Annotated in this window: 23 protein-coding genes and 2 riboswitches; of the genes, 12 read left to right on the plus strand and 11 right to left on the minus strand. The window is 47.1% G+C overall.

From position 1 onward, the window contains the following. Window positions 1–105: 105 nt before the first annotated feature. From N179_RS11015 to N179_RS11030, 3 genes are all read right to left on the minus strand, one after another. Window positions 106–1,689 (minus strand): Na+/H+ antiporter NhaC family protein, encoded by a 1,584-nt coding sequence (locus N179_RS11015; protein ID WP_035395513.1) that lies wholly within the window; start codon window positions 1,687–1,689, stop codon window positions 106–108. A 110-nt stretch (window positions 1,690–1,799) separates the two neighbouring features. Beyond that, a riboswitch (Lysine riboswitch) is annotated at window positions 1,800–1,978 on the minus strand. Between the two features lie 92 nt (window positions 1,979–2,070). Continuing rightward, window positions 2,071–2,808 carry a uracil-DNA glycosylase family protein gene (locus N179_RS11025; protein WP_023469798.1) on the minus strand — a complete coding sequence of 246 codons (738 nt, stop codon included), beginning with the start codon at window positions 2,806–2,808 and terminating at the stop codon, window positions 2,071–2,073. A gap of 124 nt (window positions 2,809–2,932) precedes the next feature. Beyond that, window positions 2,933–3,253: a heme oxygenase gene (locus tag N179_RS11030; protein WP_023469797.1), complete on the minus strand. Its 321-nt coding sequence runs from the start codon at window positions 3,251–3,253 to the stop codon at window positions 2,933–2,935. Window positions 3,254–3,342: 89 nt separating this feature from the next. Here N179_RS11030 and N179_RS11035 point away from each other — a divergent pair, with 89 nt between their 5' ends. From N179_RS11035 to N179_RS11055, 5 genes are all read left to right on the plus strand, one after another. Further along, window positions 3,343–4,002, plus strand: a complete 660-nt coding sequence (locus tag N179_RS11035) for an SAM-dependent methyltransferase (RefSeq protein ID WP_075642883.1) — start codon at window positions 3,343–3,345, stop codon at window positions 4,000–4,002. 12 nt (window positions 4,003–4,014) lie between these two features. Then, on the plus strand, window positions 4,015–4,896 hold the full coding sequence (locus tag N179_RS11040; protein WP_035395518.1) for an ABC transporter ATP-binding protein: 882 nt from the start codon (window positions 4,015–4,017) through the stop codon (window positions 4,894–4,896). Continuing rightward, the gene (locus tag N179_RS11045; RefSeq protein WP_075642884.1) at window positions 4,893–5,699 is read left to right on the plus strand and encodes an ABC transporter permease subunit; all 807 of its coding nucleotides are present in this window, start codon (window positions 4,893–4,895) and stop codon (window positions 5,697–5,699) included. The genes N179_RS11040 and N179_RS11045 overlap by 4 nt, the downstream gene beginning before the upstream one ends. 124 nt (window positions 5,700–5,823) lie before the next feature. Beyond that, complete coding sequence (gene rlmN, locus N179_RS11050) at window positions 5,824–6,897, plus strand: dual-specificity RNA methyltransferase RlmN (protein ID WP_023469793.1); 1,074 nt, start codon at window positions 5,824–5,826, stop codon at window positions 6,895–6,897. A gap of 63 nt (window positions 6,898–6,960) precedes the next feature. Further along, on the plus strand, window positions 6,961–8,397 hold the full coding sequence (locus N179_RS11055) for a DEAD/DEAH box helicase (RefSeq protein ID WP_075642885.1): 1,437 nt from the start codon (window positions 6,961–6,963) through the stop codon (window positions 8,395–8,397). 21 nt (window positions 8,398–8,418) lie between these two features. Here N179_RS11055 and N179_RS11060 read toward each other — a convergent pair whose 3' ends face one another. The 5 genes from N179_RS11060 to N179_RS11080 all read right to left on the minus strand — a co-directional run bounded on the left by N179_RS11060 (window position 8,419) and on the right by N179_RS11080 (window position 12,412). Further along, on the minus strand, window positions 8,419–9,735 hold the full coding sequence (locus tag N179_RS11060) for an NAD(P)/FAD-dependent oxidoreductase (protein WP_075642886.1): 1,317 nt from the start codon (window positions 9,733–9,735) through the stop codon (window positions 8,419–8,421). A 76-nt stretch (window positions 9,736–9,811) separates the two neighbouring features. After that, window positions 9,812–10,447, minus strand: a complete 636-nt coding sequence (locus N179_RS11065; protein WP_023469790.1) for a nitroreductase family protein — start codon at window positions 10,445–10,447, stop codon at window positions 9,812–9,814. A gap of 52 nt (window positions 10,448–10,499) precedes the next feature. After that, window positions 10,500–11,135: a nitroreductase family protein gene (locus N179_RS11070; RefSeq protein ID WP_055969693.1), complete on the minus strand. Its 636-nt coding sequence runs from the start codon at window positions 11,133–11,135 to the stop codon at window positions 10,500–10,502. Between the two features lies 1 nt (window position 11,136). Next, complete coding sequence (locus N179_RS11075) at window positions 11,137–11,592, minus strand: MarR family winged helix-turn-helix transcriptional regulator (protein WP_023469788.1); 456 nt, start codon at window positions 11,590–11,592, stop codon at window positions 11,137–11,139. Between the two features lie 154 nt (window positions 11,593–11,746). Beyond that, window positions 11,747–12,412, minus strand: a complete 666-nt coding sequence (locus N179_RS11080) for a YczE/YyaS/YitT family protein (protein ID WP_023469787.1) — start codon at window positions 12,410–12,412, stop codon at window positions 11,747–11,749. A gap of 152 nt (window positions 12,413–12,564) precedes the next feature. On the opposite strand from N179_RS11080, the gene N179_RS11085 reads away from it, so the two are divergent. The 6 genes from N179_RS11085 to N179_RS11110 all read left to right on the plus strand — a co-directional run bounded on the left by N179_RS11085 (window position 12,565) and on the right by N179_RS11110 (window position 18,243). Beyond that, on the plus strand, window positions 12,565–13,350 hold the full coding sequence (locus N179_RS11085) for a DUF817 domain-containing protein (RefSeq protein WP_023469786.1): 786 nt from the start codon (window positions 12,565–12,567) through the stop codon (window positions 13,348–13,350). 87 nt (window positions 13,351–13,437) lie between these two features. Next, complete coding sequence (locus N179_RS11090) at window positions 13,438–14,703, plus strand: DUF2325 domain-containing protein (RefSeq protein WP_075642887.1); 1,266 nt, start codon at window positions 13,438–13,440, stop codon at window positions 14,701–14,703. 63 nt (window positions 14,704–14,766) lie between these two features. Continuing rightward, window positions 14,767–15,405, plus strand: coding sequence for a DUF975 family protein (locus N179_RS11095; protein ID WP_023469784.1), 639 nt, complete (start codon window positions 14,767–14,769; stop codon window positions 15,403–15,405). Window positions 15,406–15,518: 113 nt separating this feature from the next. Continuing rightward, window positions 15,519–15,621, plus strand: a riboswitch (SAM riboswitch). Window positions 15,622–15,695: 74 nt separating this feature from the next. Then, on the plus strand, window positions 15,696–16,754 hold the full coding sequence (locus N179_RS11100; protein ID WP_023469783.1) for an LLM class flavin-dependent oxidoreductase: 1,059 nt from the start codon (window positions 15,696–15,698) through the stop codon (window positions 16,752–16,754). Next, window positions 16,751–17,698, plus strand: a complete 948-nt coding sequence (locus N179_RS11105; RefSeq protein ID WP_023469782.1) for an ATP-grasp domain-containing protein — start codon at window positions 16,751–16,753, stop codon at window positions 17,696–17,698. Before N179_RS11100 ends, N179_RS11105 begins: the two co-directional genes overlap by 4 nt. A 77-nt stretch (window positions 17,699–17,775) precedes the next feature. Continuing rightward, entirely contained in the window at window positions 17,776–18,243 is a 468-nt protein-coding gene (locus tag N179_RS11110) for an SRPBCC family protein (protein ID WP_023469781.1), read from the plus strand. Between the two features lie 40 nt (window positions 18,244–18,283). Here the strand turns inward: N179_RS11110 and N179_RS11115 are convergent, their stop codons facing one another. The 3 genes from N179_RS11115 to N179_RS11125 form a co-directional block, all read right to left on the minus strand. Next, on the minus strand, window positions 18,284–20,164 hold the full coding sequence (locus tag N179_RS11115; RefSeq protein WP_035395534.1) for a PhoX family protein: 1,881 nt from the start codon (window positions 20,162–20,164) through the stop codon (window positions 18,284–18,286). A gap of 114 nt (window positions 20,165–20,278) precedes the next feature. Then, a complete protein-coding gene (locus N179_RS11120) occupies window positions 20,279–20,659 on the minus strand; it encodes an NUDIX domain-containing protein (protein ID WP_075642888.1) in 381 nt (126 codons plus the stop codon). A gap of 64 nt (window positions 20,660–20,723) precedes the next feature. Beyond that, window positions 20,724–22,346 carry an ABC-F family ATP-binding cassette domain-containing protein gene (locus N179_RS11125; protein ID WP_023469778.1) on the minus strand — a complete coding sequence of 541 codons (1,623 nt, stop codon included), beginning with the start codon at window positions 22,344–22,346 and terminating at the stop codon, window positions 20,724–20,726. 299 nt (window positions 22,347–22,645) lie between these two features. Here N179_RS11125 and N179_RS11130 point away from each other — a divergent pair, with 299 nt between their 5' ends. After that, window positions 22,646–23,515: a prohibitin family protein gene (locus N179_RS11130; protein ID WP_035395536.1), complete on the plus strand. Its 870-nt coding sequence runs from the start codon at window positions 22,646–22,648 to the stop codon at window positions 23,513–23,515. Window positions 23,516–23,517 lie beyond the last annotated feature (2 nt).

The raw sequence follows: 23,517 nt of genomic DNA on the forward strand, positions 1-23,517 counted from the left end.
GTTTTCCTGCTTCATTTAAGCAGGAAAACAGGCTTGTGTCTCGCCTGAGGAAAGGGCGTGAAAAGACGCGTCATTCTTTTTTGAGTCAGTCCCTTTTTCATTTCATCAATCCGTTTGTAAATCCGAAGCAGTTTCGCCTTTTTTCGAGAGAACGTTCAAGACGACGACGAAGAGTACGAATGTGACAAGAGCTCCGATGAAACCGAAGACCGAAGACTCCGTGAAACCGATGACTAAATAACCTACTGCCGCAGTGACGGCACCGACTAGCGCATACGGTAACTGTGTCGTAACGTGATCGATATGATGGGATCCAGCCCCTGTCGAACTGAGGATCGTCGTATCGGAAATCGGTGAACAATGGTCACCGAAGACAGATCCAGCAAGAACAGCAGCAAGCGTCGGTAATAAGAGTGAGGCATCGACAGCCATGACGAGATCCGCACCGATTGGCAACATGATCCCGAATGTGCCCCAACTTGTTCCTGTCGAGAATGCCATCAAGCCGGCAATCAAGAATAATAAGAACGGCAAGTACGAAGCAGAAATCGAGTTGCTGATGAAGCTTGCGAGATAATCGCCTGTTTTCATATCACCAATAACAGCGATGATCGTCCAAGCAAATAATAGAATCACGACTGCTGGCCACATCGAACGCATACCAGCGACGATGCTTGCACGGTAATCGCGACCCGGAATTTTTCGTCCGATCAGCATCAAGAAAGCGACGATTAAACTGATGACGACACCTGCGACAAGTGAGCGTGTGACGTCTGTTGCCTCAAATGCTCCAATTAAAGTAAACGGACGGTTGTCGGCTGCAAGTGCCTGAGCACCTGTCCCGAGTAACGCACTGATCGTAGCAATGACGAGAACGACGATCGGAACGACGAGATCCCGGACTTTTCCGTTCGTATGTTCGTTGACCTCTTTTGCCATCCCCATCGGTGTTCCTTTTGACGCATCAAAAAGTTCACCATTCGCAGCGCGGCGTTCATGCTGTTTCATCGGTCCGACAGAGACGCCAGAGTAAGCGATGTAAAGTGTTAAAAGTAACGCGAAAATCGCATAGAAGTTCATTGGAACGATCATCATGAAAGCACTAAACGCTGAGTAATCCGTAATCGAGTGCGTCGTTAAGATACCGGCGATGATGGAAATGATGAATGCGCCCCAACTCGAAAGCGGACTGATGACACAAACAGGCGCAGCTGTTGAGTCAATCAAATAGGCAAGCTTCGCACGTGAGACACCACGGCGATCCGTTAGCGGACGACTGACATTGCCGACAGCGAGACTGTTGAAGTAATCATCGATGAAAATCAAGATACCGAGACCGAAGGCGACTAAGCGTGCACCACGCGCTGTCTTGACGTGTGTAGAAGCCCATTCACCGAAGGCGCGAGCGCCACCAGATGTTTGAATTAATGTGGAAAGGACACCGAGCAATAACAAGAAAACAAGTAATAAAACGTTCCACTCGTTCAAGGCACCATCCGCCCAAAAGAGGCTAAAGATATTCTTGCCGAGATAGGTTACCGTATCGATCGGGTTAAAACGGTGAAGTAACAGGGCACCGACGAGAATGCCGACACCTAACGAAAGAACGACCTTTCGGGTAAAGATGGCTAATAAGATAGCTAGTAAAGCAGGTACAAGGGCAATAATGGAATCTGAATAGTTGACCATGAAGAATATCCTCCTCTTTAAAAATGGCTTAAAGATGAGACCCCGCGGCACAAAAAAAGCAAGGGCACCGGCAACAAAGCCGACACCCTCGCTGGATGCGTCTTTCTTAGCCGAATTGGAGCGCTCCATACAACTGTTATGTATGGCAATCGATCGGGTATTTCCCGAATCGACCAACGACGGCATGCTCGACGCATACTGTCATTTCGGCGATGTCACCTTTCCTGTAGTCGTCTTCGTTGTCATCCTCGGACCAAGTACTGATTGAAATCGCGCCTCTACCTCATCGATAGAATAGTCATATTCTGTTCTTATAGACACTTTATCACGTATTTCAAAAAAGATTCAACCATATATTCTGATAATTTAAGACAAAGTTGCTCATTCGGCAAAATGTTGAATGAGCTGTTTCATCAAATAGGCTTGGTTTTCTTCGAATTGTTTTTTTCGATGACCGTTCGCGCCAGATGGATGGGGGAAGTTGGAAAGAAGCTGATGCTGTTCGATTCGTCCATCCTGAATCAATCCACGGACTTGCGTCTCGACGACCCGACCGAGTGGAATTAATAACGCTGGTTTTTGTAACTGATTGATCTCAGCGACGAAGTGTTCTTCCGCGTAGTGCCTCAATAAAGGACTGCGATTGATCTTCGGTTGATGACCCGAGTAATTCTTTTCGCGATAAAAGACGGGTTGCTTTAACAGCGACGTCGGATGTAACAATTCCTGGTGTTGATGAAATAAGCTAGCTGTTGTCTCGATTCCGAGCAATGCTGGAAGCTCGAGTGTATCAAGCATCTGGACGAGGTTACGTCGCATCGTTCCGGCAAAACTGGCTGCATATTTGACGATGCGTGCCGTCCCTTCTAGTGAAGCCCCATGATGGAGGGCATCCGTTGCTTCTTCGAAAGCGATTCGCATCTGTTCAAAACCTGGTGTGATCCCGATGATGACGACTTTTGCTTCAGTATTGACATATTCGCCAATCGGAGAGTAATAGACGGTCAGCTCGTTCTCCTGTTGCAATAAAAAATCGTCCGTCCATAATTCATCACGTCGTAACGTACGATCATCAGGTAAGCTACGAATGGCTTGTTCAAATATAGTTAATGAATTCATGAAGAACCCTCTCTCTCTGTATTGGCACTATAATAACAAATAATACCATTTGAGACAATTACACCCTTTCACTATTTGTGTATAGGTATATAAAAAAGGACTCGAGACGAGTCCTTTTCGTGCATCATGCGCGTTCTTTGACCGAAGCAACTTCATATGTCAGAATCTCGCTGCCGAGCATTGGCGATTCTCCTGCCTCACTACTCGCAGGTCGACTATGTGACGCTTTGAAGTCGTCACTCTCCCGCCATGCTTGAAAACTCTTCATGTCTTCCCAATACATGTTGACGTTCATTTCATCATGTTCTTCGATGTTTTGCGTCAATAAGACCTCGACGCGGATGAATCCGTCCATCGTATCAAGTCCACTTGGACGCGTAAAACGAGGAGCGAGAGCTGCAGCCATCCCTTTTTTGACTTTAATCCGGTTCGTAACGACGATCATCATAAAATCCCCTTTCAAAAAACGAGTAACGTACTTCTTCAGTATAGTACGATGAAGGCAAGAATGCCGGAAAGAAGGAACAAACGACAATGAATGAACAGGAATACGATCAACGATTACGAATCGAGACCATTGAGATGCAACACCTCTATGGTGTGTTTAGTCACTACAATCGATATGAACCAACGCCTTATGCGGCACTAGACGAATTATGCGAAACGTATTTGTTTCAAAAACAGGACACGGTCATTGATTTCGGGTGTGGGAAAGGGCGTTTGAACTTTTACTTACACGACCGATTCGATTGTTCCGTCATCGGAATCGAGATGAACGGACAATTTTACGAGGACGCACTCCGGAATATGGCGAACTACCAAAGTCGACGGAAGCGGCGTTCCGGAAGTTTGCGATTTGAACAGACGTATGCCGAGCAGTATGCCATTCCGGATGAGACGAATAAGTTTTATTTCTTCAATCCATTCTCTTCACAAATTTTCATGAAAGTGATTGATCACATTTTAAGTTCGGTCGAACGTTCCCCGCGTTCGGTTGATCTCATCTTGTATTACCCGACCGATGAATACCGGGAGTACCTGGAGCGTCATACCATATTCGAGCAAGTCGATGAGATTCGATTACGAGACCTCTATGAAAAAAATCATGACGAGCGGTTCGTCATCTATCGCTTTGATCCGAACAAACTGCTTCAAAACGGGTATGAATACAGTGAGGAAAGAAATAAAAGATAAGGAGGTCGGATGATGATCCGTTTAGAGCATGTCACGAAAGAGTTTGCACCGGGGCGTGGAATATTCGATGTCAGTTTTACAGTTGATCCGGGTACGATATTCGGTTTCATCGGACCAAATGGATCTGGAAAATCAACGACACTCCGACATTTGATGGGACTATTGGCTGCGGATGGTGGAAAGGCGACGATCGGTGGTTTTGATTGCTGGAAGCAAAGTAAAGAAGTGAAGAAATTGGTCGGTTATTTGCCGGGGGAGATTAGTTTACCTGGAGACATGACGGGAGCAGACATGCTCGATTTGATGCAACGACTACACGGTAGCGATCCGGCACGGCGACAACTGTTGTTGAAACGATTTCCTTTTGAGACGAAGACGAAAATCCGCAAAATGTCAAAAGGGATGAAACAAAAACTGGCACTAGTCGGTTGCTTCATGAAGGATGCACCCGTCTATCTACTTGATGAGCCGACCAGTGGACTCGATCCTTTGATGCAAGAGCGTTTTTTAGAGTGGATCGAACAGGAGAAACATGCTGGAAAAGCGATTCTGATGAGTTCACATCACTTTCCGGAGATGGAAAAATCGTGCGATCGAGCGGCTTTAATCAAAGCAGGACGCATTATCGTCGAATCGGATATTCATGAGTTGGTTCGATCGAGTCGAAAGACGTACACGATCTTCTTCCGAACAGAGGTGGAGGCGGCACAGTTCGCGATGCAAGTCGGTGTTGAACCGAAGCGGCTGGAAGTCAGTTTTCAAACGGACGAGACGCTGAGCTTAAATCAGGTGATCGCTTATTTAACCCAGTATGATGTACGGCTGATTCGTCCGTCAGCAGATGATTTAGAACAGGTCTTCTTGCATTATTATGGGGAGGAGGAATCGTCGTGATATTGCTGATCCGCTCTTTATTCAAGCAGGTCAGAAAGCCCGTGCTTGCTTATGCGATTGGAACGAGTCTCTACTTATTGATGCTTGCGTTGCTATATCCATCGATGATGAAGACCGGTTTACTAGAAGCAAAACTAGAAGCGTTACCTCCGGAAGTCTTAAAAGCATTTCAATACGATAAGGTGACAGGGTTCGAGAATGTACTGGATCTGCTCGGGGGAAACTATTACGGACTGATTTTTCAAGTCATTGCGAGTCTATTCTTGCTCTCATTAGCAGCGCGACTCGTTGCGCGACCAATCGACAATGGAGAGCTGATTGTCTATCTCGCAGCCCCGATCACCCGGAATGCGTATACGTTTGCTGTCGCGATCGTCATTGGTATCGCAAGTATAGTTCTCGTAGGACTGAATGGACTTGTCTTGATGGTATCCGACTGGTGGATGACAGATATTTCGATCAATGACGTCATCTTATGGCGGATTCAACTCAATGCGCTATTGTTACTCTTGGCGATCGGTGCCTTTACGTTATTCGTTGCGACGTTATTTGACGAAGAACGTCGTGCTTTTTCGCTTGCCGGTAGTGTGCTTGTCCTATCGATCGTCTTGACGATTCTGTCGGAACTAAGTGACAAGACGGAGTGGCTCCGTTATCTATCCGTCTTCTCCTTATTTAACACGACGCAATTACTAGAAGGAACGAATCATTTTCTTCTTCATTCGATTCTTTTACTTGTCCTCTGTCTCGTGTTCTTGACTGGAGCAGTCGTTCAATTCGGGCGTCGGAGTCTGTCGATTTGATCGAAAGTGGCGCAAAAACTTTACAGAAAGTGAACATTTAGGATTTGAACGTTGCGTCACGCGCTGATTTTTACTAAGATAAAGGAATGTTGTAGTTCTGGAAAAAGAAATGAGGTCTTTCGAAATGAATAAACCATCCATTTATGGATTAACGCTTGAGCAGATGACAGAATGGTTATCGAATCAAGGGCACAAACCATTCCGTGCCAAACAAGTATGGGATTGGCTCTACCGTAAACGTGTCACGACTTTCGCGGAAATGACGAATGTCAACAAGGATTGCCTTGAGTTGTTAGATCAGAGTTTTACGATTGACTCGATGACAGAAGCGGTCAAGCAAGAATCAGCAGACGGAACAATCAAGTTCCTTTTCAAATTATATGATGGCAACTTGATTGAAACGGTTCTAATGCGTCATAAGTACGGTCTTTCTGTCTGTGTTACGACACAGGTCGGCTGTAACATCGGCTGTAGCTTCTGTGCAAGTGGTCTAATCAAAAAGAGCCGCGACTTGTCAGCAGGCGAAATCGTTGAGCAAATCATGAACGTCCAACATCACCTCGATGCAGTCGGTAACGAAGAACGTGTCAGCCACGTCGTCGTCATGGGTATCGGTGAACCGTTCGATAACTTCGACAACATGGTCGATTTCTTGAACGTCATCAAGGACCACAATGGTCTTGCAATCGGTGCACGTCACATCACGGTTTCAACAAGTGGTTTGGCAGACAAGATCTACAAGTTCGCTGACTTGAAACTCCAAGTCAACTTGGCGATCTCGCTTCACGCACCAAACAATGAATTGCGTACGCAAATCATGAAAATCAACCGGGCGATCCCGCTTGAGAAATTGATGCCAGCAATCGACTATTACGTTCAAACGACGAACCGTAAAATCACGATCGAGTACATCTTGCTTCGTGGCGTCAACGACCAAAAGGAACACGCAGTCGAACTCGCAAAACTGTTCGAAGACAAACGTCACCTGACGTATGTCAACTTGATTCCGTACAACCCAGTCGATGAGCACGGTCAATATCAGCGCAGTACGTCTGAAGATATCACGACGTTCTACGATACGTTGAAAAAGAACGGCTTGAACTGTGGTGTTCGTCTCGAGCACGGAACAGACATCGATGCGGCATGTGGTCAATTACGTAGTAAGCAAATCAAAAAAGATAAAGTAGCATCCAAATAATTCGTTGGGCTTCTCATCGTTTCGGTGGGAAGCTTTTTTTACGATAAGAAATGAGGACATTCTATGACACGTACACGATTCAATGATTTTAACTTAAGCACACCGATTCTCGATTCAATCGAGCAACTCGGCTACACGATACCAACCGAAGTCCAGCAATCCGTCATTCCGGTCGTACTATCTGGAAAAGATGTCATCGTCAAATCACGAACGGGGAGCGGAAAGACGGCATCGTTTGCGATCCCACTGTGTGAACTCGTCGAGTGGGAAGAAAACAAACCACAAGTCTTAGTCTTGACACCAACACGTGAGCTGGCCTTGCAGGTCAAAGAAGATATCATGAACATCGGACGTTATAAGCGGATCAAAGCGACAGCTGTCTTCGGCAAGCAACCGTTCCGTGGGCAAGTCACGGAGCTCAAGCAAAAGACACACGTCGTCGTCGGAACACCGGGACGCGTACGCGATCATATCGAGCGGGGCACGTTATCGCTTGAGAAAGTCCGTTACGTCGTTTTAGATGAAGCGGACGAAATGCTGAACATGGGCTTCCTCGATCAAGTCGATGCCATCTTGTCTGAGTTACCGAAGGAGCGGATGACACTATTGTTCTCTGCGACCTTCCCAGAAGACATCGAACAGTTGAGTGACCGTTACATGGAGGCACCAAAACGGATCGAAGTGGGTGAAACCGTCGTCTCAACGATTACGCATAGTTATATTCCGGTGACGGATAAGACGAAGTTTGCCATTTTAAAAGATGTCCTGGTCGCTGAAAACCCGGATCGTTGCATGATCTTCTGTCGGACGAAAGAACACGTTGATTTCGTCGCGAATGGTCTACGCGCACATGACTATCCGGTTGAAGCGATCCATGGTGGGATGGAACAAGACGATCGACTCGATGCGATGAAAGCCTTCCGTGCCGGGAAGTTCCGAATTCTTGTCGCAACAGATGTCGCGGCACGTGGGATCGATATCGAGAACATCACGCACGTCATCCAGTATGATCTCCCTGTCGAACGAGAAAGCTACGTTCACCGGACCGGTCGGACGGGGCGTGCAGGAGCAGCAGGACAAGCAATCAGTCTCGTCACGCCGGCAGACGAACGTCGCCTAAAGGAAATTGAGCAGTATCACGGGAAGCTGACACGTCGCCAAGCACCGACAGAAAAGGACTTGATGCGGACAGCGGATGCATTCGAGGAGAAGATGGCGACGGAAGATACGCGTTCTTCGAAAACGGAACAGCTTGATGCGGACATCATGAAATTGTTCTTTAACGGCGGGAAAAAGAAAAAACTCCGTGCCGTCGACTTTGTTGGAACGATTGCTAAGATTGAAGGCGTCACGGCAGACGACATCGGTATCATCTCGATTCAGGATACGTTGACGTATGTCGATATCCTCAACGGGAAAGGTCCGCTTGTCCTCCGGGCGATGAAGACGACGAAGGTCAAAGGGAAACAATTGAAAGTGTACGAAGCATTCAAGAAATAAGACAAGCCGGTCATTCTCCGCTTAAGCGAAGAGGGACCGGCTGTTTTGCGTCAAGGCATGGCCAAGATGGAGTCCGCTAGCAGCTGCTTGGGCAAGCGAGTGTGTCGCACCGGAACAATCACCAATCGCATAGACACCGGGACATGTCGTCTCAAACGTCTCTGACGTCTCAAGCATCGGTGCGTAAAACTTGCCATCTAATCCGTAAAGCAACGTATCTCCTGGAAGTTCCACTTCAAGGAGTTGCTCAAGGCGCTCTAAAAACGCTTCTAAGACAAGCAGGTCTTCTGCAGGTACTTCTGCATGCAAATTACCGGGAGACGCGGTTAGTGAAGGGATGACCGTGTTACGACTCAATTGATCGTGTGCCGTCGCTCGCGATGTTCGGAAATCACTGAGTCGCTGAATGAGAATGCGATCACCACCTTGGTTGATTCCGCCAATGATGCGCGCGGCATACGCATTCGCTTTCGCTAGTGTCGAAAAATACCGCGGGAGAAATAGTGTAAAGTTCAGATTCGTCGAGCCGTCTGCCGTCTCGTGGACGTTTTGACCGTCCGGCATGACGAGTCCTTCTTGATATTTGCGGATGATCCGTCCGCGCGGATTCATGCAATAGGTGACTGCTTGACCGTAAGGCGAGTCGTAACCGAGCTTCGTCTCGAACGTCTCCTGTAACAATGTCCGAAATAGTCCCTCATCCGTCTCAATTCGCACCCCGAGATCGAGTCGAGTTCGCTGTGGGGTGACACCAAGCGTCGCTAACTGGTGCAACGTAAAGTCTGCACCTGAACGACCTGTCGCGAACACGATCCGTTGACTGACGAAGGTCTCGTCCGCTGTTTTGATCGTAAACGACTTCGACTTCGTGATCTGCTCGATTGTCGTTTCGAATCGGGCATCGAGACGCGGTAATAAGGCGTCCTCAAACGCCGTGAAGACAGCAGCTGTCCGTACTGTGCCTAAATGACGGACGGTCGTCTCGACCGAATGTAGACCGGCGCGGCGGGCGCGAGACGCTACAATAGGGGAATGCGTCGAATAGGTCTCAACTGTATCTCCACCATATGTACATAAAAGATCATCGACTTCTTGGAACAGTCGTCGAGTCGTCTCTTCACCGATTTTTGAGACGAGTTCTCCACCGAATCCCGTCGCATAATTAAACTTTCCTTCTGATTTGCCAAGCCCTGCGAATCCAAGATACGCATCTTCTGCTGTTCGTTCGCGAATCGGTTTTCCGGCATCGAGCAGTAGGACGCGTTGTCCGTCTTCAACGAGCTGATGGGCGAGGAAAATTCCTGCTACACCAGCTCCGATAATCGTCACATCATACATCGCTGACACCTCCTTTTCTTTGAGTATACAAAAAAGCCGGATTCCTATGAAAGGAATCCGGACTAGGTGAAATCGCTTATTTCCACTCTGCGATGTCAGCGATTGGTAGACGAACCGATGGGTATCCTGCGTCCACTGCTTTACCGATTGAAAGCAACATGACTGGGAGGTAACGTTCTTTTTCAAGACCGAATGCTTCTGCGATTTGGTCTTTTTCGTAACCACCGATTGGGTTTGTATCGTAACCGTGTGCACGAGCAACGAGCATCAATTGCATCGAAACGAGACCTGAGTCGATCAAGATGCTATCACGTAATGTTTCAACGTCTTCTGGACGGTAGAACCCTTTGATAGCTGGTACTTGGCGATCACGTACTTCTTGCGGCATAAGACCTTTTTCCACAGCCATATCATAGATTGTCTCGATGCTATCGACTGCGTTCATGTCACCGAAGACGGCGATGACAGCAGAAGATGTCTCGACTTGAACTTGGTTGAATTTTGCGAGTGGTGCGAGTGTCGCTTTACCTTCTTCGCTATCGATGACGAGGAAACGCCATGGTTGCATGTTAACTGAAGATGGTGCAAGTGTTGCTTCTTCAAGGATTTGTGTCATTTCTTCTTTTGAAATTTTTACGTTTGTGTCGTAGTTACGAATCGAGCGGCGTCCTTTGACGATTTCCATGAAGTCCGTTGTTGTTTGAGTAGTCATAATTATTCAATCTCCCTTGTGTGTGTTTTCTTTTTTTATAGTGTAAAAAAACTTATTTCCAGTCTGCGATGTCGTTGATTGGTAGGCGAACTGATGGATATCCAGCGTCCACCGCTTTACCGATCGATAGCAACATGACCGGTACATAACGATCTTTTTCAAGACCGAATGCTTCCGCGATTTGATCTTTCTCGTAACCACCAATTGGATTTGTATCATATCCGTGTGCACGAGCGACGAGCATCAATTGCATCGAGACGAGACCCGAGTCAATCAAGATGCTGTCTTTCAAATCGTTCGCCGATACACTGCTGTACATCCCTTGGATCGCTGGTACTTGGCGATCGCGTACTTCTTGTGGCATGAGTCCTTTTGCGACAGCTGTATCGTAGATGTTCTCGAGTTGATCAACAGCGTTCATGTCACCGAAGACCGCGATGACAGCAGAAGATGTCTCGACTTGGACTTGGTTGAATTTCGCGAGTGGTGCAAGTGTTGCTTTGCCTTCTTCGCTATCGATGACGAGGAAACGCCATGGTTGCATGTTGACAGAAGAAGGTGCGAGTGTTGCCTCTTCAAGAATTTGTGTCATTTCTTCTTTTGAGATCTTCACGTCTGTATCGTAGTTACGGATCGAGCGACGTCCTTTGACGATTTCCATGAAGTCTGTTGTTGTTTGCGTTGCCATATTAAATCGACTCCTCTTTTAATTTAGGTAATGTGTCGGCGTTCGCTTCGATGCGTTGAATCATCTCAGCTAGCGTCCGTTGTTCTTCAGCGGAGAATCCTTCGAGTAAGTTCTCGAGGAACTCATCTTTTTGTTCGCGTAATCGTGCAATGCGCGTCGCCCCTTGTTCCGTTAAGGAAACAAGAATCACCCGATTGTCAGCGGCTGACCGCTCGCGAGCAATCATCCCGGTCGATTCCAGATGTTTGAGATGACGGGTCACTGCTGCATGATCGACATTGACACGTTTTTGCAATTCTTTTTGACTGATCGTTTGATCGACTTGTAGTTGAGCAAGTAGGTCCATTCGAGTCTGACTGAAACCATCCGTACAGAGATCGAATTTTTGAGCAATCGTCTTATTGACGGAGACGAGTGCATAGATCAAACGTCCTTTTTCGGTGCAGGAAATACTCAATCCATCACATCCTTCCCTTCGTTCGAAGAAACCTTTGACGTATCAAAGATTGATATGTAAACGAATATAACGTGTTTATTTTGATGGCGCAACTTATCTGCTTCTGACATAAAAAAAGATATCATTCACGCAGAATGATATCGAGTCAGGCGACTTAGCTAATTTGGCGTTCAGACGCTGGAATTCCTTTTGCATCAATCGCTGCAATGATCCGGCGGAAATAAAACAACCAAAATTGCAGAAACGGTCCAATCAGGAAAATCGAGAGGATCGTACCGAAGAAAACAGGTCCCCCAAGCAACCAACCGATGCCGCATGCCGTGACTTCCATGATCGTCCGCATCAGACGAATCGACGTTCCGAAGCGCTCTGCAAGTGTCAGCGTTAACCCATCACGTGGACCAGCCCCGTATCCGACAGCGACATACAGACCAGCGCCCATCCCAATGATGAAGATACCGAAAATCAGCCAGAGCGTATTCAACCAGATCGATTCAAAAGAGGGTAAGAGATGAGAACCAAGCACAAGATTCATGAAGACACCAACGAAAATCGCGTTGACGAGCGTTCCGATTTGCGGTGTGACGCGGTCTAATGCGTACTTAACGAAAACGAGTAATAGACCGACAAGCAAGATGATCGTTCCGACGGATAGCGGCGTCTTTTTTTGGAGACCGAGATGCAATACATCCCACGTCGAGACACCGAGTTCAGCTGTGATCATCATCGATGAGCCAAGGGCGAGTAAAAATAAACCAAGTAGGAAGAGCCCCCACTTTAACGTAGCGCGTAACAACCAGGAAGCACGATGACGCGTCATGTCTGGCACCTCATTTCTTAAAAATAATTGATTTGTTAACTGTATCATGAGGAAAGTGGAAGAAGAAAGACGAAATTTTCCGTTTTTTACATCCTAAGTAGGAGGGGAAGGATAAAAGAGAAACGTATACTGAAGAAAAAGGAGGGAGAAAAATGAAAGCGATCCGGCACCTGATTCGTTTTACATACATAGAAGCCATCTGTTGCGTCTTTCCCGTGATGATTTTTGCGGCGCTTGCTCTTTCACGTTATCTTCCTACTGAACCGGTTGCTCGATATGATCTTTTGTTGCTTTGGTGTATTCTCGTCCAAATCGTCTTACTCGTCACGCGTTATGAAACGATGGAAGAATTCAAACTGATCTTATTGTTTCACGTCATTGGTCTAGCCCTTGAACTGTTTAAAGTGAACGTCGGATCTTGGAGTTATCCGGAAGACGCTTTGACGAAAGTGGCTGGTGTTCCCTTGTATGCAGGATTCATGTACGCAAGCGTTGCGAGTTATGTCTGCCAGGCGTTTCGGCGATTTCATTTACGATTTATAGCATTTCCACCACCTTGGCTTGCGATCAGCGTCGGGAGTCTCGTCTATCTCAACTTCTTCACCCACCACTGGATCTTCGATGCACGCTGGCTATTGATGGTCCTCGTCGTTCTCGTCTTCTATAAGTCATGGGTTCATTTTACGATCGAGCAAACGATCTACCGGATGCCGCTCGTCCTGTCCTTTTTATTGATCGCCTTTTTCATTTGGATCGCGGAGAACATCGTAACGTTCTTTAAAGGCTGGGTCTATCCGCATCAAGAAGGCGGATGGGCAGTCGTTGATCTTGGAAAATTGTCTTCTTGGTTCCTGCTTGTGATCATCACGGTTTTGATCGTCATCGTCGCAAAATATAAGCGTCAGGATCCGGCTGTGGAAATTCAACAACGTACCTAAACAAAAAAACAACCAGGCTGTTTTTTTGAACTACTTCCGCGTTTTTTCGTTGCTATAGTGAAAAAAACGCAAAGGAAGTGGTCATGGATGATGCAACAGGTGATGGAACGAGCAACTGAATTGGTACAGATGAAATTAGCGGCCGTGGAGCGGTATGAAGATTGGCAACTCTGGCTCGACGAAGTAAACGGAATCGATGAATGGGTCAAGATGTCAGCGTATTATGCACCGCGCGACGTTCAAGAAACATTGGTCATCGATGAAGCAATAGAGCTAGAGCAGACCATCGTCATGCCACCGCAAGTACCGGTCGAGCCAGTACGCAAGCAACGTTATGCCTATACGTTTCAGCGGGGGTTAAAAGGCGGTACTTTACTAGAATGGTCGGGCAGTCATATTTCTGAACGAGACGTCCGCGATTGGAATCTCGAGCACGGCATGGAAGTCCGGGTCCGTGTCGATCGTCAGGATGATCAAAAAACGATATGTCGTATCGAAGCCGTCGTCTCGACGGAGCGAATGAGAGAGAATCCGGAACGTGTCGTGTTTGAACAAGCAATCGTCAAAGCACATGGAATCATTGAGGAAACGGTGAATGGTCCACTGCAAGATGAGTCGGGTAGATCGTTCTATTATGTTGTACCGGTAGAAGACATGCGCTATTTCCGACTAGAAGCAGGGCAACTTGTCGATCTCGTCATGTGGCGGGGACGGAAGGATACATTAACGATTGCTTGGAAGCATCCGTTCACGTTTGAAGAGCCGATCGTCAACGCATCATCCAACCGTCCGTCAGCGATAGAACAACAGGTAGTGAAGACGCCTGTGACAACAAAAAAGTCAAATCGGTATGCACGAAAAATGAAACGGCAACCGGTGCCGAAAGCTAAAAAAGCGCAGCGTCGCGTCCGTATGCCAAAAGAGCAAACGATTGAACCGATCGTAACAACAGCCGTACCGGGACAATTGATGGATTTCGTTGATAAGACACCGTTAGATTTCACGCGCTTCACAGGCATGCGTCTTGTTATCGTTGGAAACGAACAACAGACCGCTGTCTATCGTGAGTTCTTTGCGCCGACGGGGATCGAATTAATTCATCTAGCAGGGGACGCACAGTCCGCGAAAAAGATTGCTTATCTCGCCAAAAAGACGGACGCGATCGTCGTCGTGACGAGCCGTGTCTCTCATGCAGCGAGTGCACATGTCATCGCTCAGGCGAAAAAGCATGGTATTCCATTCGCGATGGAACGCCTCGACGGTCGACGTTCGTTATATACAGCGTGTGAGCGGCAACTTGAGCGCGCTTGGTTGAAACAGAAACAAGAGGGGAAATTATTGAAAAATCAGTGAAACATTAGAAGTTATTAGCCGTAGAGTAAGGTGAGAACTTATTTTTCAAGGAGGACCTTACTCATGTCATCTCAATTAAAAAAAGCAGCGAAGGAGTCGCTCAGCGGTCGTTGGGGATTCGCAGTCCTAACAGTTATTCTGTTTAGTATCATTCAAGGTGTGCCTGGATTATTTGGATCAGATATAGATGAACCAGCTAATACGATGGATCTCGTCGTATCGTTGGTATCGATTTTATTAATCCCGGTCGGAGTCGGTTGGACTTGGATTGCGATGTCGATTGCTCGCGGAGAAGAAACGAAAGTGACGGATTTATTTGAACCATATGGTATGTTTTTCAAAGTGATTGGTCTAGCCATCGTACAACTCTTTTTTATCTTCTTATGGTTACTGCTATTAGTCGTACCGGGAATCATTAAATCATTTTCTTACATGCTAACGTTCTATATTTTGCGAGATGAACCATCGATTGGTATCTTAGAGGCCATTACACGCTCCCGAAAAATGATGGACGGGCATAAAATGGAAGCATTCCTTCTTCTACTGTCGTTTATTGGTTGGGCTCTTTTAGGAATCGTTACCCTCGGCCTAGCATTCTTGTGGATTACACCATATTTCAGTGTTACCTTTGCAAAATTTTATGATCGTGTTCGTGGTGAACAAACGCCAGAGCCAACATCAGATTTCGTCGCACCATATTAATACCGGATCCCGACACTACGTCGGGATTTTTTTATGTGTGAAATAATTCCGATGGGAAAAGACGGTTTAATAGTTGCTTTAGTTCAGTGAATTTTGTACGATGAATGCAACACATCTTATCTAGAGAAGTCGAGGGACTGGCCCGAAGACACTTCAGCAACCCCGCCGTGGCGGAAGGTGCTACTTCCAGGAAGGGATACCTTCCGAAGATAAGAGCGGACAGGACAAGATACCGTCGCTCTTTTCGAACTTCGAAAAGAGCGTTTTTTTATGATAAGGGGGACGATGGAGTGGAGTATGGTTTTTGGTTACCGATTTTTGGGGGATGGTTACGTAATGTCGAGGATGAACAGATGCCACCGACCTTCGATTATGCGAAACAAGTCGCACAAACAGCAGAACGGATCGGCTTCTCGACGACGTTGATCGCGGAACTGAACTTGAACGATATTAAAGGCATCAAGGAACCGAGTCTTGAGGCATGGACGACGGCAGCAGCGATTGCTGCAACGACGGAACGCCTTGAGATCATGACAGCGGTTCGTCCCGGGTTCCATAATCCAGCGACGACAGCGAAGATGGCGGCAAACATCGATCAGTTGAGTGGTGGACGCTTTACGCTCAACGTCGTTTCAGCGTGGTGGGCAGAGGAAGCGAAACAATACAACGGTATCTTCACAGCGCACGATGAACGCTATGCTCGGACGGAAGAGTTCGTCACGGTCATGAAAGGACTATGGGCAGATGCGTCACCGTATAGCTTCTCCGGTCATCACTACACGATCGAGCAGGCGGAACTCCATCCGAAGCCAGTCCAGCGTCCAGGCATCAAGCTCTACGCTGGTGGAGAGAGTGAAGCTGGAAAACGAACGATCGTCGAACACTGTGATGCTTATGTCATGCATGGGGGTACTGTTGAAGAAGTAGCCCATAAAATCAATGATATGAAAGTACGCCGGGAAACGACGGGACAAACGCCGCTCGAGAGCTTCGGTCTTGCGGCCTACATCATTTGTCGGGATACGGAAGAAGAAGCACTTCTTGAATGGCAACGCATCACGGACGTTAAGGAAGACAGCGCCGGTTATGCCGGTTATCAGGATTTCATCAGTAAATCGCAACTGGAGCAACAGGTCGAACGAAACGATTATTCCGTCTCGAACCGTGGTCTACGTCCGAATTTAATCGGAACACCAGAACAAATCGCTGAACGGATTCTAGCATTCGAAGCTGTTGGTGTCACGTTACTCTTATTACAATTCTCACCACAACTCGAAGAAATGGAACGCTTTGCTCGTGACGTAATGCCACTGGTCGAAGCGAAACGAAAGGTAGGTCAACAATCATGACAAAAATTCATATTCTCCACGAAAATCAAGAATGGACGGACCATCTCATCAAACGTCTCGAAGAACTCGAGTTACCGTATGAAGAGTGGCACTTGAATGAAGGGATCGTTCCGCTGGACGAACTGCCGCCAGAAGGCGTCTTTTACAGCCGCATGAGTGCCTCTTCGCATACGCGGGGGCATCGTTACGCGCCGGAGTTGACGGAAGGGGTCCTCGCTTGGTTAGAAGAGCATGACCGGACTGTCTTTAATGGAACGCGTGCGCTTCGTTTAGAAGTCAGCAAAGTCAATCAATACACGGCGTTGCGTAAGGCTGGGATTCGTGTACCGAAGACGACGGCTGCCGTCGGACGCGATCAAATCGTACAAGCAGCAAAAGAAATTGGCGTTTCGTCATTCATCACGAAACATAACCGGGCTGGGAAAGGTCTCGGCGTCCAGCTGTTCCACTCGATTGAAGCACTTGAAGCTTATCTCGACGGTCCGACATTCGACGAACCAGTCGATGGCATCACGTTGATTCAAGAGTATATTCAAGCACCAGAACCGTACATCACACGTTGTGAGTTCGTAGGTGGAAAGTTCGTCTACGCGGTTCGAGTCGATACATCAGAAGGTTTTGAGCTTTGCCCAGCGGATGCATGTGTAATCGACGACTTGTTCTGCCCAGTTGGTGAAGAAGCACCGCAAACACCGATGAAGTTCCAAATCGTTGAAGGCTTCGATGACCCAATCATTGAAAAATATGAAGCATTCCTCCAAGCGAACCAAATCGCGGTCGCCGGTATCGAGTTCATTAAGGATACGTCAGGTACGATCTATACGTATGACGTCAATACGAATACGAACTATAATTCGGATGCTGAGGCAGCTGCAGGACGCTACGGTATGCTCGAACTAGCGAAGTTCCTCGGTGCAGCCCTTGAAACAAGCACAGTAAAATAAGAATCTGCTCTCGCCCTGTCGCCGGACGTTACAAGACCGGATGACAGGGTATTTCTATAGAAAAAGGGGGCAGGTGTATGATTACGTGGAGAGAAGAACGACAGCTCGATATTCCGATTGAAGAAGCATGGCACTTGTTTGATCACACGCGACTGCAGCGTTTGATTCCAAATGTCGTCCAGCACGAGGTGATTGAACGAAAACCGGGTGTCGTCGGTTCGACCTATCGCCAAACGTATATGCAGGGCAATCGACTCGAAACCTATATCGTGACCGATTTAGCCTATACGAACGAGCCGGACTTCAAGCAAAATACGATTGGATTCACATTGGCTAAAATATTCAAGATCGAGATGACCTTTACGCTCAAACCGATCGACCATGATCGCTGTCTGTTGATCTATACGGGAAAAAATGAGGGGGCGAACTTTGTTGGAAAAAGTCTCTTGTCACTCGGTGGCGAGCGGGAGAACGAGAAAATCGTTCATGGACTGCTGCAACGTGTGGAAGAAGAGGCAGCAAAACAAAAGAAGAACAACGCATAAAAAAACGGATTCCCGCGCTTGGGAATCCGTTTTTAGTATCTTATCGATGCGTATACGATTTATGACCGCTCGGTAAACCAGAGAGGTAACCGACACCACCTGTTTTTTGAATCCCGATGCCGTCTTTCATCGCTTGTTCGAGCGCTTTTGGATCGACGGCCGTGATTTGTTTCCCTGTCAATGCTTCACCTGGGTGCTGGTAGTTGCTCAAGAGATAGCTATACCCACCAACATGATCGAGTGAACGGAGACCAGTTGCTTCCGCTCCGACTGGAACGGACAGAATCCGTGAAAGCTTCTTCGTCTTCAGATTATAGGCCCAAACGAAGTTATTCGTATGCAAGGAGCTATCTTCACCGATAAAGAGCGTATTAGATGTCGCGGAATAAGCGAGGTTATCTGGATTCGCGACGAGATCCGGATTCGCTGTGTTGCCGTAAGCATCCGGCTTCTTCAAATCTTCACCAATGACGAGTGCCTGCATATTCGTTGGTACGTAACGGCTGTCGATGCCTGTTGCACGGCCAAGATCGATTTCGAATGTTGCACCCGATTCGCGTTTTTCAAGCTGGATGTCGTCTTGGACAGCACCTTCTTGTTTTTCGGTACTGCCTGACACATAAGACAAGGCGATGTAGGCTTTTTTGTCTTGCTCGTTGACCGTGATGCCTTCCATCTTGTTGAATTCTGATGTTGCGCCAAGCAACGCACCATAACGGCGTGATTCAAGGAAGGCAGCTTCTTTTTCCTTACCAGGCTTGAGCTTCAAGTATTCGACTTTTTTGCTAGCAGCTGTTTTGACCGCTTTAAAGCCCGGAGTTGGCGCATCGGCTGTCTCAAAGATGTCGCTGAACTTCGTCCCTTTATCAATCAAGCGTTTGACTTCTTTATCGGAAGCATGACCAAGCTTGATCCATTCGATATCACCCGCTCCGCCTTCTGTTGCGCGTGTTTGTTTGAACTTCGCCGCGTAAAGTGTTCCTTTTGAGAAATCACGTTTTTTGTCCGCGACGTACATGAACATCATCGTATTGTTTCCGTCGTCACCGAAGATCGCTGTCTTTTGATCCGGCAGAATCTGCATCATCTCGTGCGAGAAACGACCTGTACTGTAGTGTTTGACTGCTGTCGCTTTCCCTTTTCGGTCGACCGAGATTTCCGGTGTGAAGCCGTAGAAGTAAGGATTTGCTTTTTCGGTCGTTCCGAAATAGTGCTCAGCGAAGGCATTTACTTCTTTATAAGCAGCTGACGTTTTGTCTGACTCAAACGCACGAGCATCTGGTTCATATTCCTCTGACCCAAGGTGCGTTCCCCATGGCGTCGTCGAACCGTTACATGGTGTCCAGAGTCCATTGACGTTCTCAAAATCAATCTTGCTGGCTTTTTTGACAGCAAGTTTCCCTGTCTTTTTATCTTGTACGACTTCTGTTAATGTCATCGATGCTGGAAGTCCCTTGACTTCATTACCAGCGTTGTCGATCGAGTCATACTCGAAGTGAGAAACCATGTATTTTTTTCCGTGGACTTCAAGCAGACTGTTCGAGTCGGGTGCATCTGAGACGAAAGCTTCCGGTTTGTCCGGTACACTGCGGTCGATGATCGGATTACCTTTAGCATCGATTGGTGTACCTGCTGCAATCATCTCTCCTTTGTTTTCGACGATTTTATCTTGCGACAGGAACAGTTGATTATAGTTCAACGGTTTCACTTCTGTTTTACCATTCGTATACGTGACTTTAACTTTTGCTTCTGTATAGGTTTTTACCATCTGATCGATTTTCGTCGGTGCATCCATCGACAAGAATTCGACCTTCTTAATGTTGCGTGTACTATGAGAAGAACTATGGGCATCCGCGAACATCGGGACCATACTTGATGACAAGACCGCTGCTGATAGACCAACCATGAGTGTTCGTTTCATTTTTGTTTCCCCCAAATGAGTTTGTGTTGTTACTACATTTCCATTTAATCAGTCGATTATGTAGAGGGTGTAAAGAAACCTAGTCAGTTATATCTCAGTTAGTTAATCTTTCCTTTACAGTAAGGTCAGCAAACGAGCAATCTGTGGATCATCGTGAAGTTCCTTTAATGGTCGGAAACGGACGGTTCGTAATTCTTGTTGGTCAAATGGGAGTTCGGGATTAATCCCGAGTCGAGGTGCAGAACTGCCTAAGGCACGTCGGACGAGAAAGCATGTCTCTGTTCCTTGATCAATTGAAATCTCGTAGAGTTGTCGTTCAATCGTGACGTGAAGGTTTGTCTCCTCTAATACTTCCCGCATGACGGCTTGTTCTTTTGTTTCGCCACTCTCGACACCTCCGCCCGGTAACGTCCAAAATGTCCGGGAAGGCGTGTGTAATTCGACCATTAGGATCTGTTTCTCTTCGATCAACGCAGCGCATACGCGGTGCCTCATGTCGCATTCCTCCTTCAACGTGTTCAAAAAAGAGACCGAAACGACAGTTCCGGTCTCCTCAAAATCATTGCGCGTATAACGCTGTTAGTTGCTGTTGGATCGTATCATTGTTCAAGTACTCATCGTATGTCGTTTCTTTATCGACGATACCGTTCGGCGTCAACTCGATGATCCGGTTCGCGATTGTTTCGACGAACTGATGGTCATGCGAGCTGAAGAGCATCGCGCCTTTGTAAGCAATCAAGCCATCGTTGAGTGCTGTGATCGATTCGAGATCCAAGTGGTTCGTTGGATCGTCGAGGACGAGGACGTTAGCACCACTGAGCATTGCTTTTGAAAGCATACAACGGACTTTTTCGCCCCCAGATAAGACAGAAGCTTTTTTCATGACTTCTTCTCCTGAGAAGAGCATCCGACCGAGGAATCCACGGAGGAACGTATCGCTCTCATCTGCCGGTGAGTACTGACGGAGCCAATCGAGGATCGTCTTGTCCGAGCCTTCGAAGAATTCCGAGTTATCTTTTGGCAAGTACGACTGCGAAGTTGTTACGCCCCATTTGAACGTACCGCTATCCGGTTCCATCTCACCCATAAGGATCTTGAAGAGAGTCGTGATTGCGATATCGCTCTGACTGATGAACGCGACTTTATCCGTCTTGTTCAACGAGAAGCGGACGTTATCAAGGACTTTGACACCATCGATCGTCTTCGAGATGCCGTCGACCATCAAGAGGTCATTTCCGATTTCACGTTCCGGTGTGAAACCAACGAACGGATAACGGCGTGACGATGGACGAATGTCGTCGAGTGTGATTTTATCAAGCAATTTCTTCCGCGACGTCGCTTGTTTCGCTTTTGAAGCGTTTGAGCTGAAACGCGCGATGAAGGCTTGAAGTTCTTTGATTTTCTCTTCTTTTTTCTTGTTTTGGTCACTTGCCATACGCGAAGCAAGCTGACTTGACTCGTACCAGAAATCGTAGTTTCCGATATACAGTTGAATCTTACCGTAATCGAGATCCGCCATGTGCGTACAGACGTTGTTCAAGAAGTGACGGTCGTGGGAAATGACAATGACCGTGTTCTCGAATCCGATCAAGAATTCTTCGAGCCATTTGACGGCTTTCAAATCAAGTCCGTTCGTCGGCTCATCGAGTAAGAGAATGTCTGGTTTACCGAACAACGCTTGCGCAAGCAAAACTTTGACCTTTTCCGATCCTGTCAGCTCAGCCATCGTCTTCGAGTGAAGGTCTTCCTTGATGCCGAGTCCTTGAAGAAGCATTGCGGCTTCCGACTCCGCTTCCCAACCATTCATCTCAGCGAATTCACCTTCGAGTTCAGCAGCACGCATGCCGTCTTCGTCCGAGAAATCTTCTTTCATATAGATGGCATCTTTTTCTTTCATGACTTCATAGAGACGTTTGTGTCCCATCATGACCGTTTCGATGACTTGGAATTCTTCGTATTCGTAATGGTTCTGACGGAGAACGCCTAAACGTTCGCCTGGTGTGATGATGACATCGCCTTGTTGTGCTTCGATGTCACCAGCGAGAATTTTCAAGAATGTCGATTTACCAGCGCCATTTGCACCGATCAGACCGTAACAGTTACCTGGTGTGAACTTAATGTTGACGTCTTCGAATAATTTTCGATCTGCAAAGCGAAGACCGACGTTTTGTACTGTAATCATATAGAGATGAACCCTCGTTTCTAGTAAGTGATGTGCTCATTCGAGTGTACCACAAATCGTGATCTGTCGTAGAGCAGGCAAAGTTCCCTCCATATTAGGACAGAAATTAAAAATAAGCAACCGGACATTTAAAAAAATGAAACATTTTCCAGATGGATACGTAGAACAAAGTAAGGAATTCGTTAGAGGAGGGGTTAGATGGCCATCTTTTTCACATTATTGTTTTTCGCCCTCATCGTTTTGCTTGGCATGGAACTCTACCGCTATATCCAAGAAAAGATCGATAAAGGAGATTCAGAATGAGAGAAATCAAACCGAAGAAAAAAATTCGCCCATCGATGATCATCGCAGGTGTGCTCGTACTAGCGTTGCTCGCTACGACGCCATTCATCGTCGAACAAATCGAACCTGGACAAGTCGGTGTCGTCTATACACCGTCAAGCGGTGTCAAAGATGAGACGTTATCGCAAGGTTGGCATGTCGTTTCACCGATCACACGGGTGACAGAGTATCCGATTCGGACACAGACAAAAGCGCTTGAGAACATGACGCTTGCGACCAAGGACGGAAAGAACATCGTCGTCGACTTTACATACAGCTTCTCCGTCTCACCGGATAAGGTGACGAAAGTCTTCAATAAGTTCGGACCGATCGAAATCGATGAGATCGCAAAAGGATATCTGAAACAACGTCTCTATGATGCATCGCGTGAGCAAATCTCGAAAGTCACCGTCCTTGAACTATTCGGTGAAAAATCAGGGAATGTCTCAACGAGCATTCAAACGCAGTTTGCAGAAGACGTCAAGGACATCGGTTTCATCATCGAGGATGTCGCACTCGGTGCACCGAAACCAGATGAAAAGACACAGGAAGCGATCGATGCGCGTGTCAAAGCGTCGCAGGAACTCGATAAAAAGAAGACGGATCTTGAAATCGCTAAAGCAGAAGCAGAGCGTCTTCGCGTAGAAGCAAAAGGAGCAGCTGATGCCCGTTTGATCGAAGCTCAAGGGTTGGCAAAAGCTCAAAAAGAACTACAGAAGACATTGACGGAAGAAATGATTCAATACGAAGCCGTCAAGAAGTGGGATGGGAAGTCACCACTCGTCAGTGGATCGGGGAGTATGGTTCAATTACCGATTCCAGATGCTACAACAGAAGAAAAGAAATAAAG

Source organism: Exiguobacterium indicum HHS 31 (genome assembly GCF_001939065.1).
In the GTDB taxonomy this organism is placed as follows: domain Bacteria; phylum Bacillota; class Bacilli; order Exiguobacteriales; family Exiguobacteriaceae; genus Exiguobacterium_A; species Exiguobacterium_A indicum.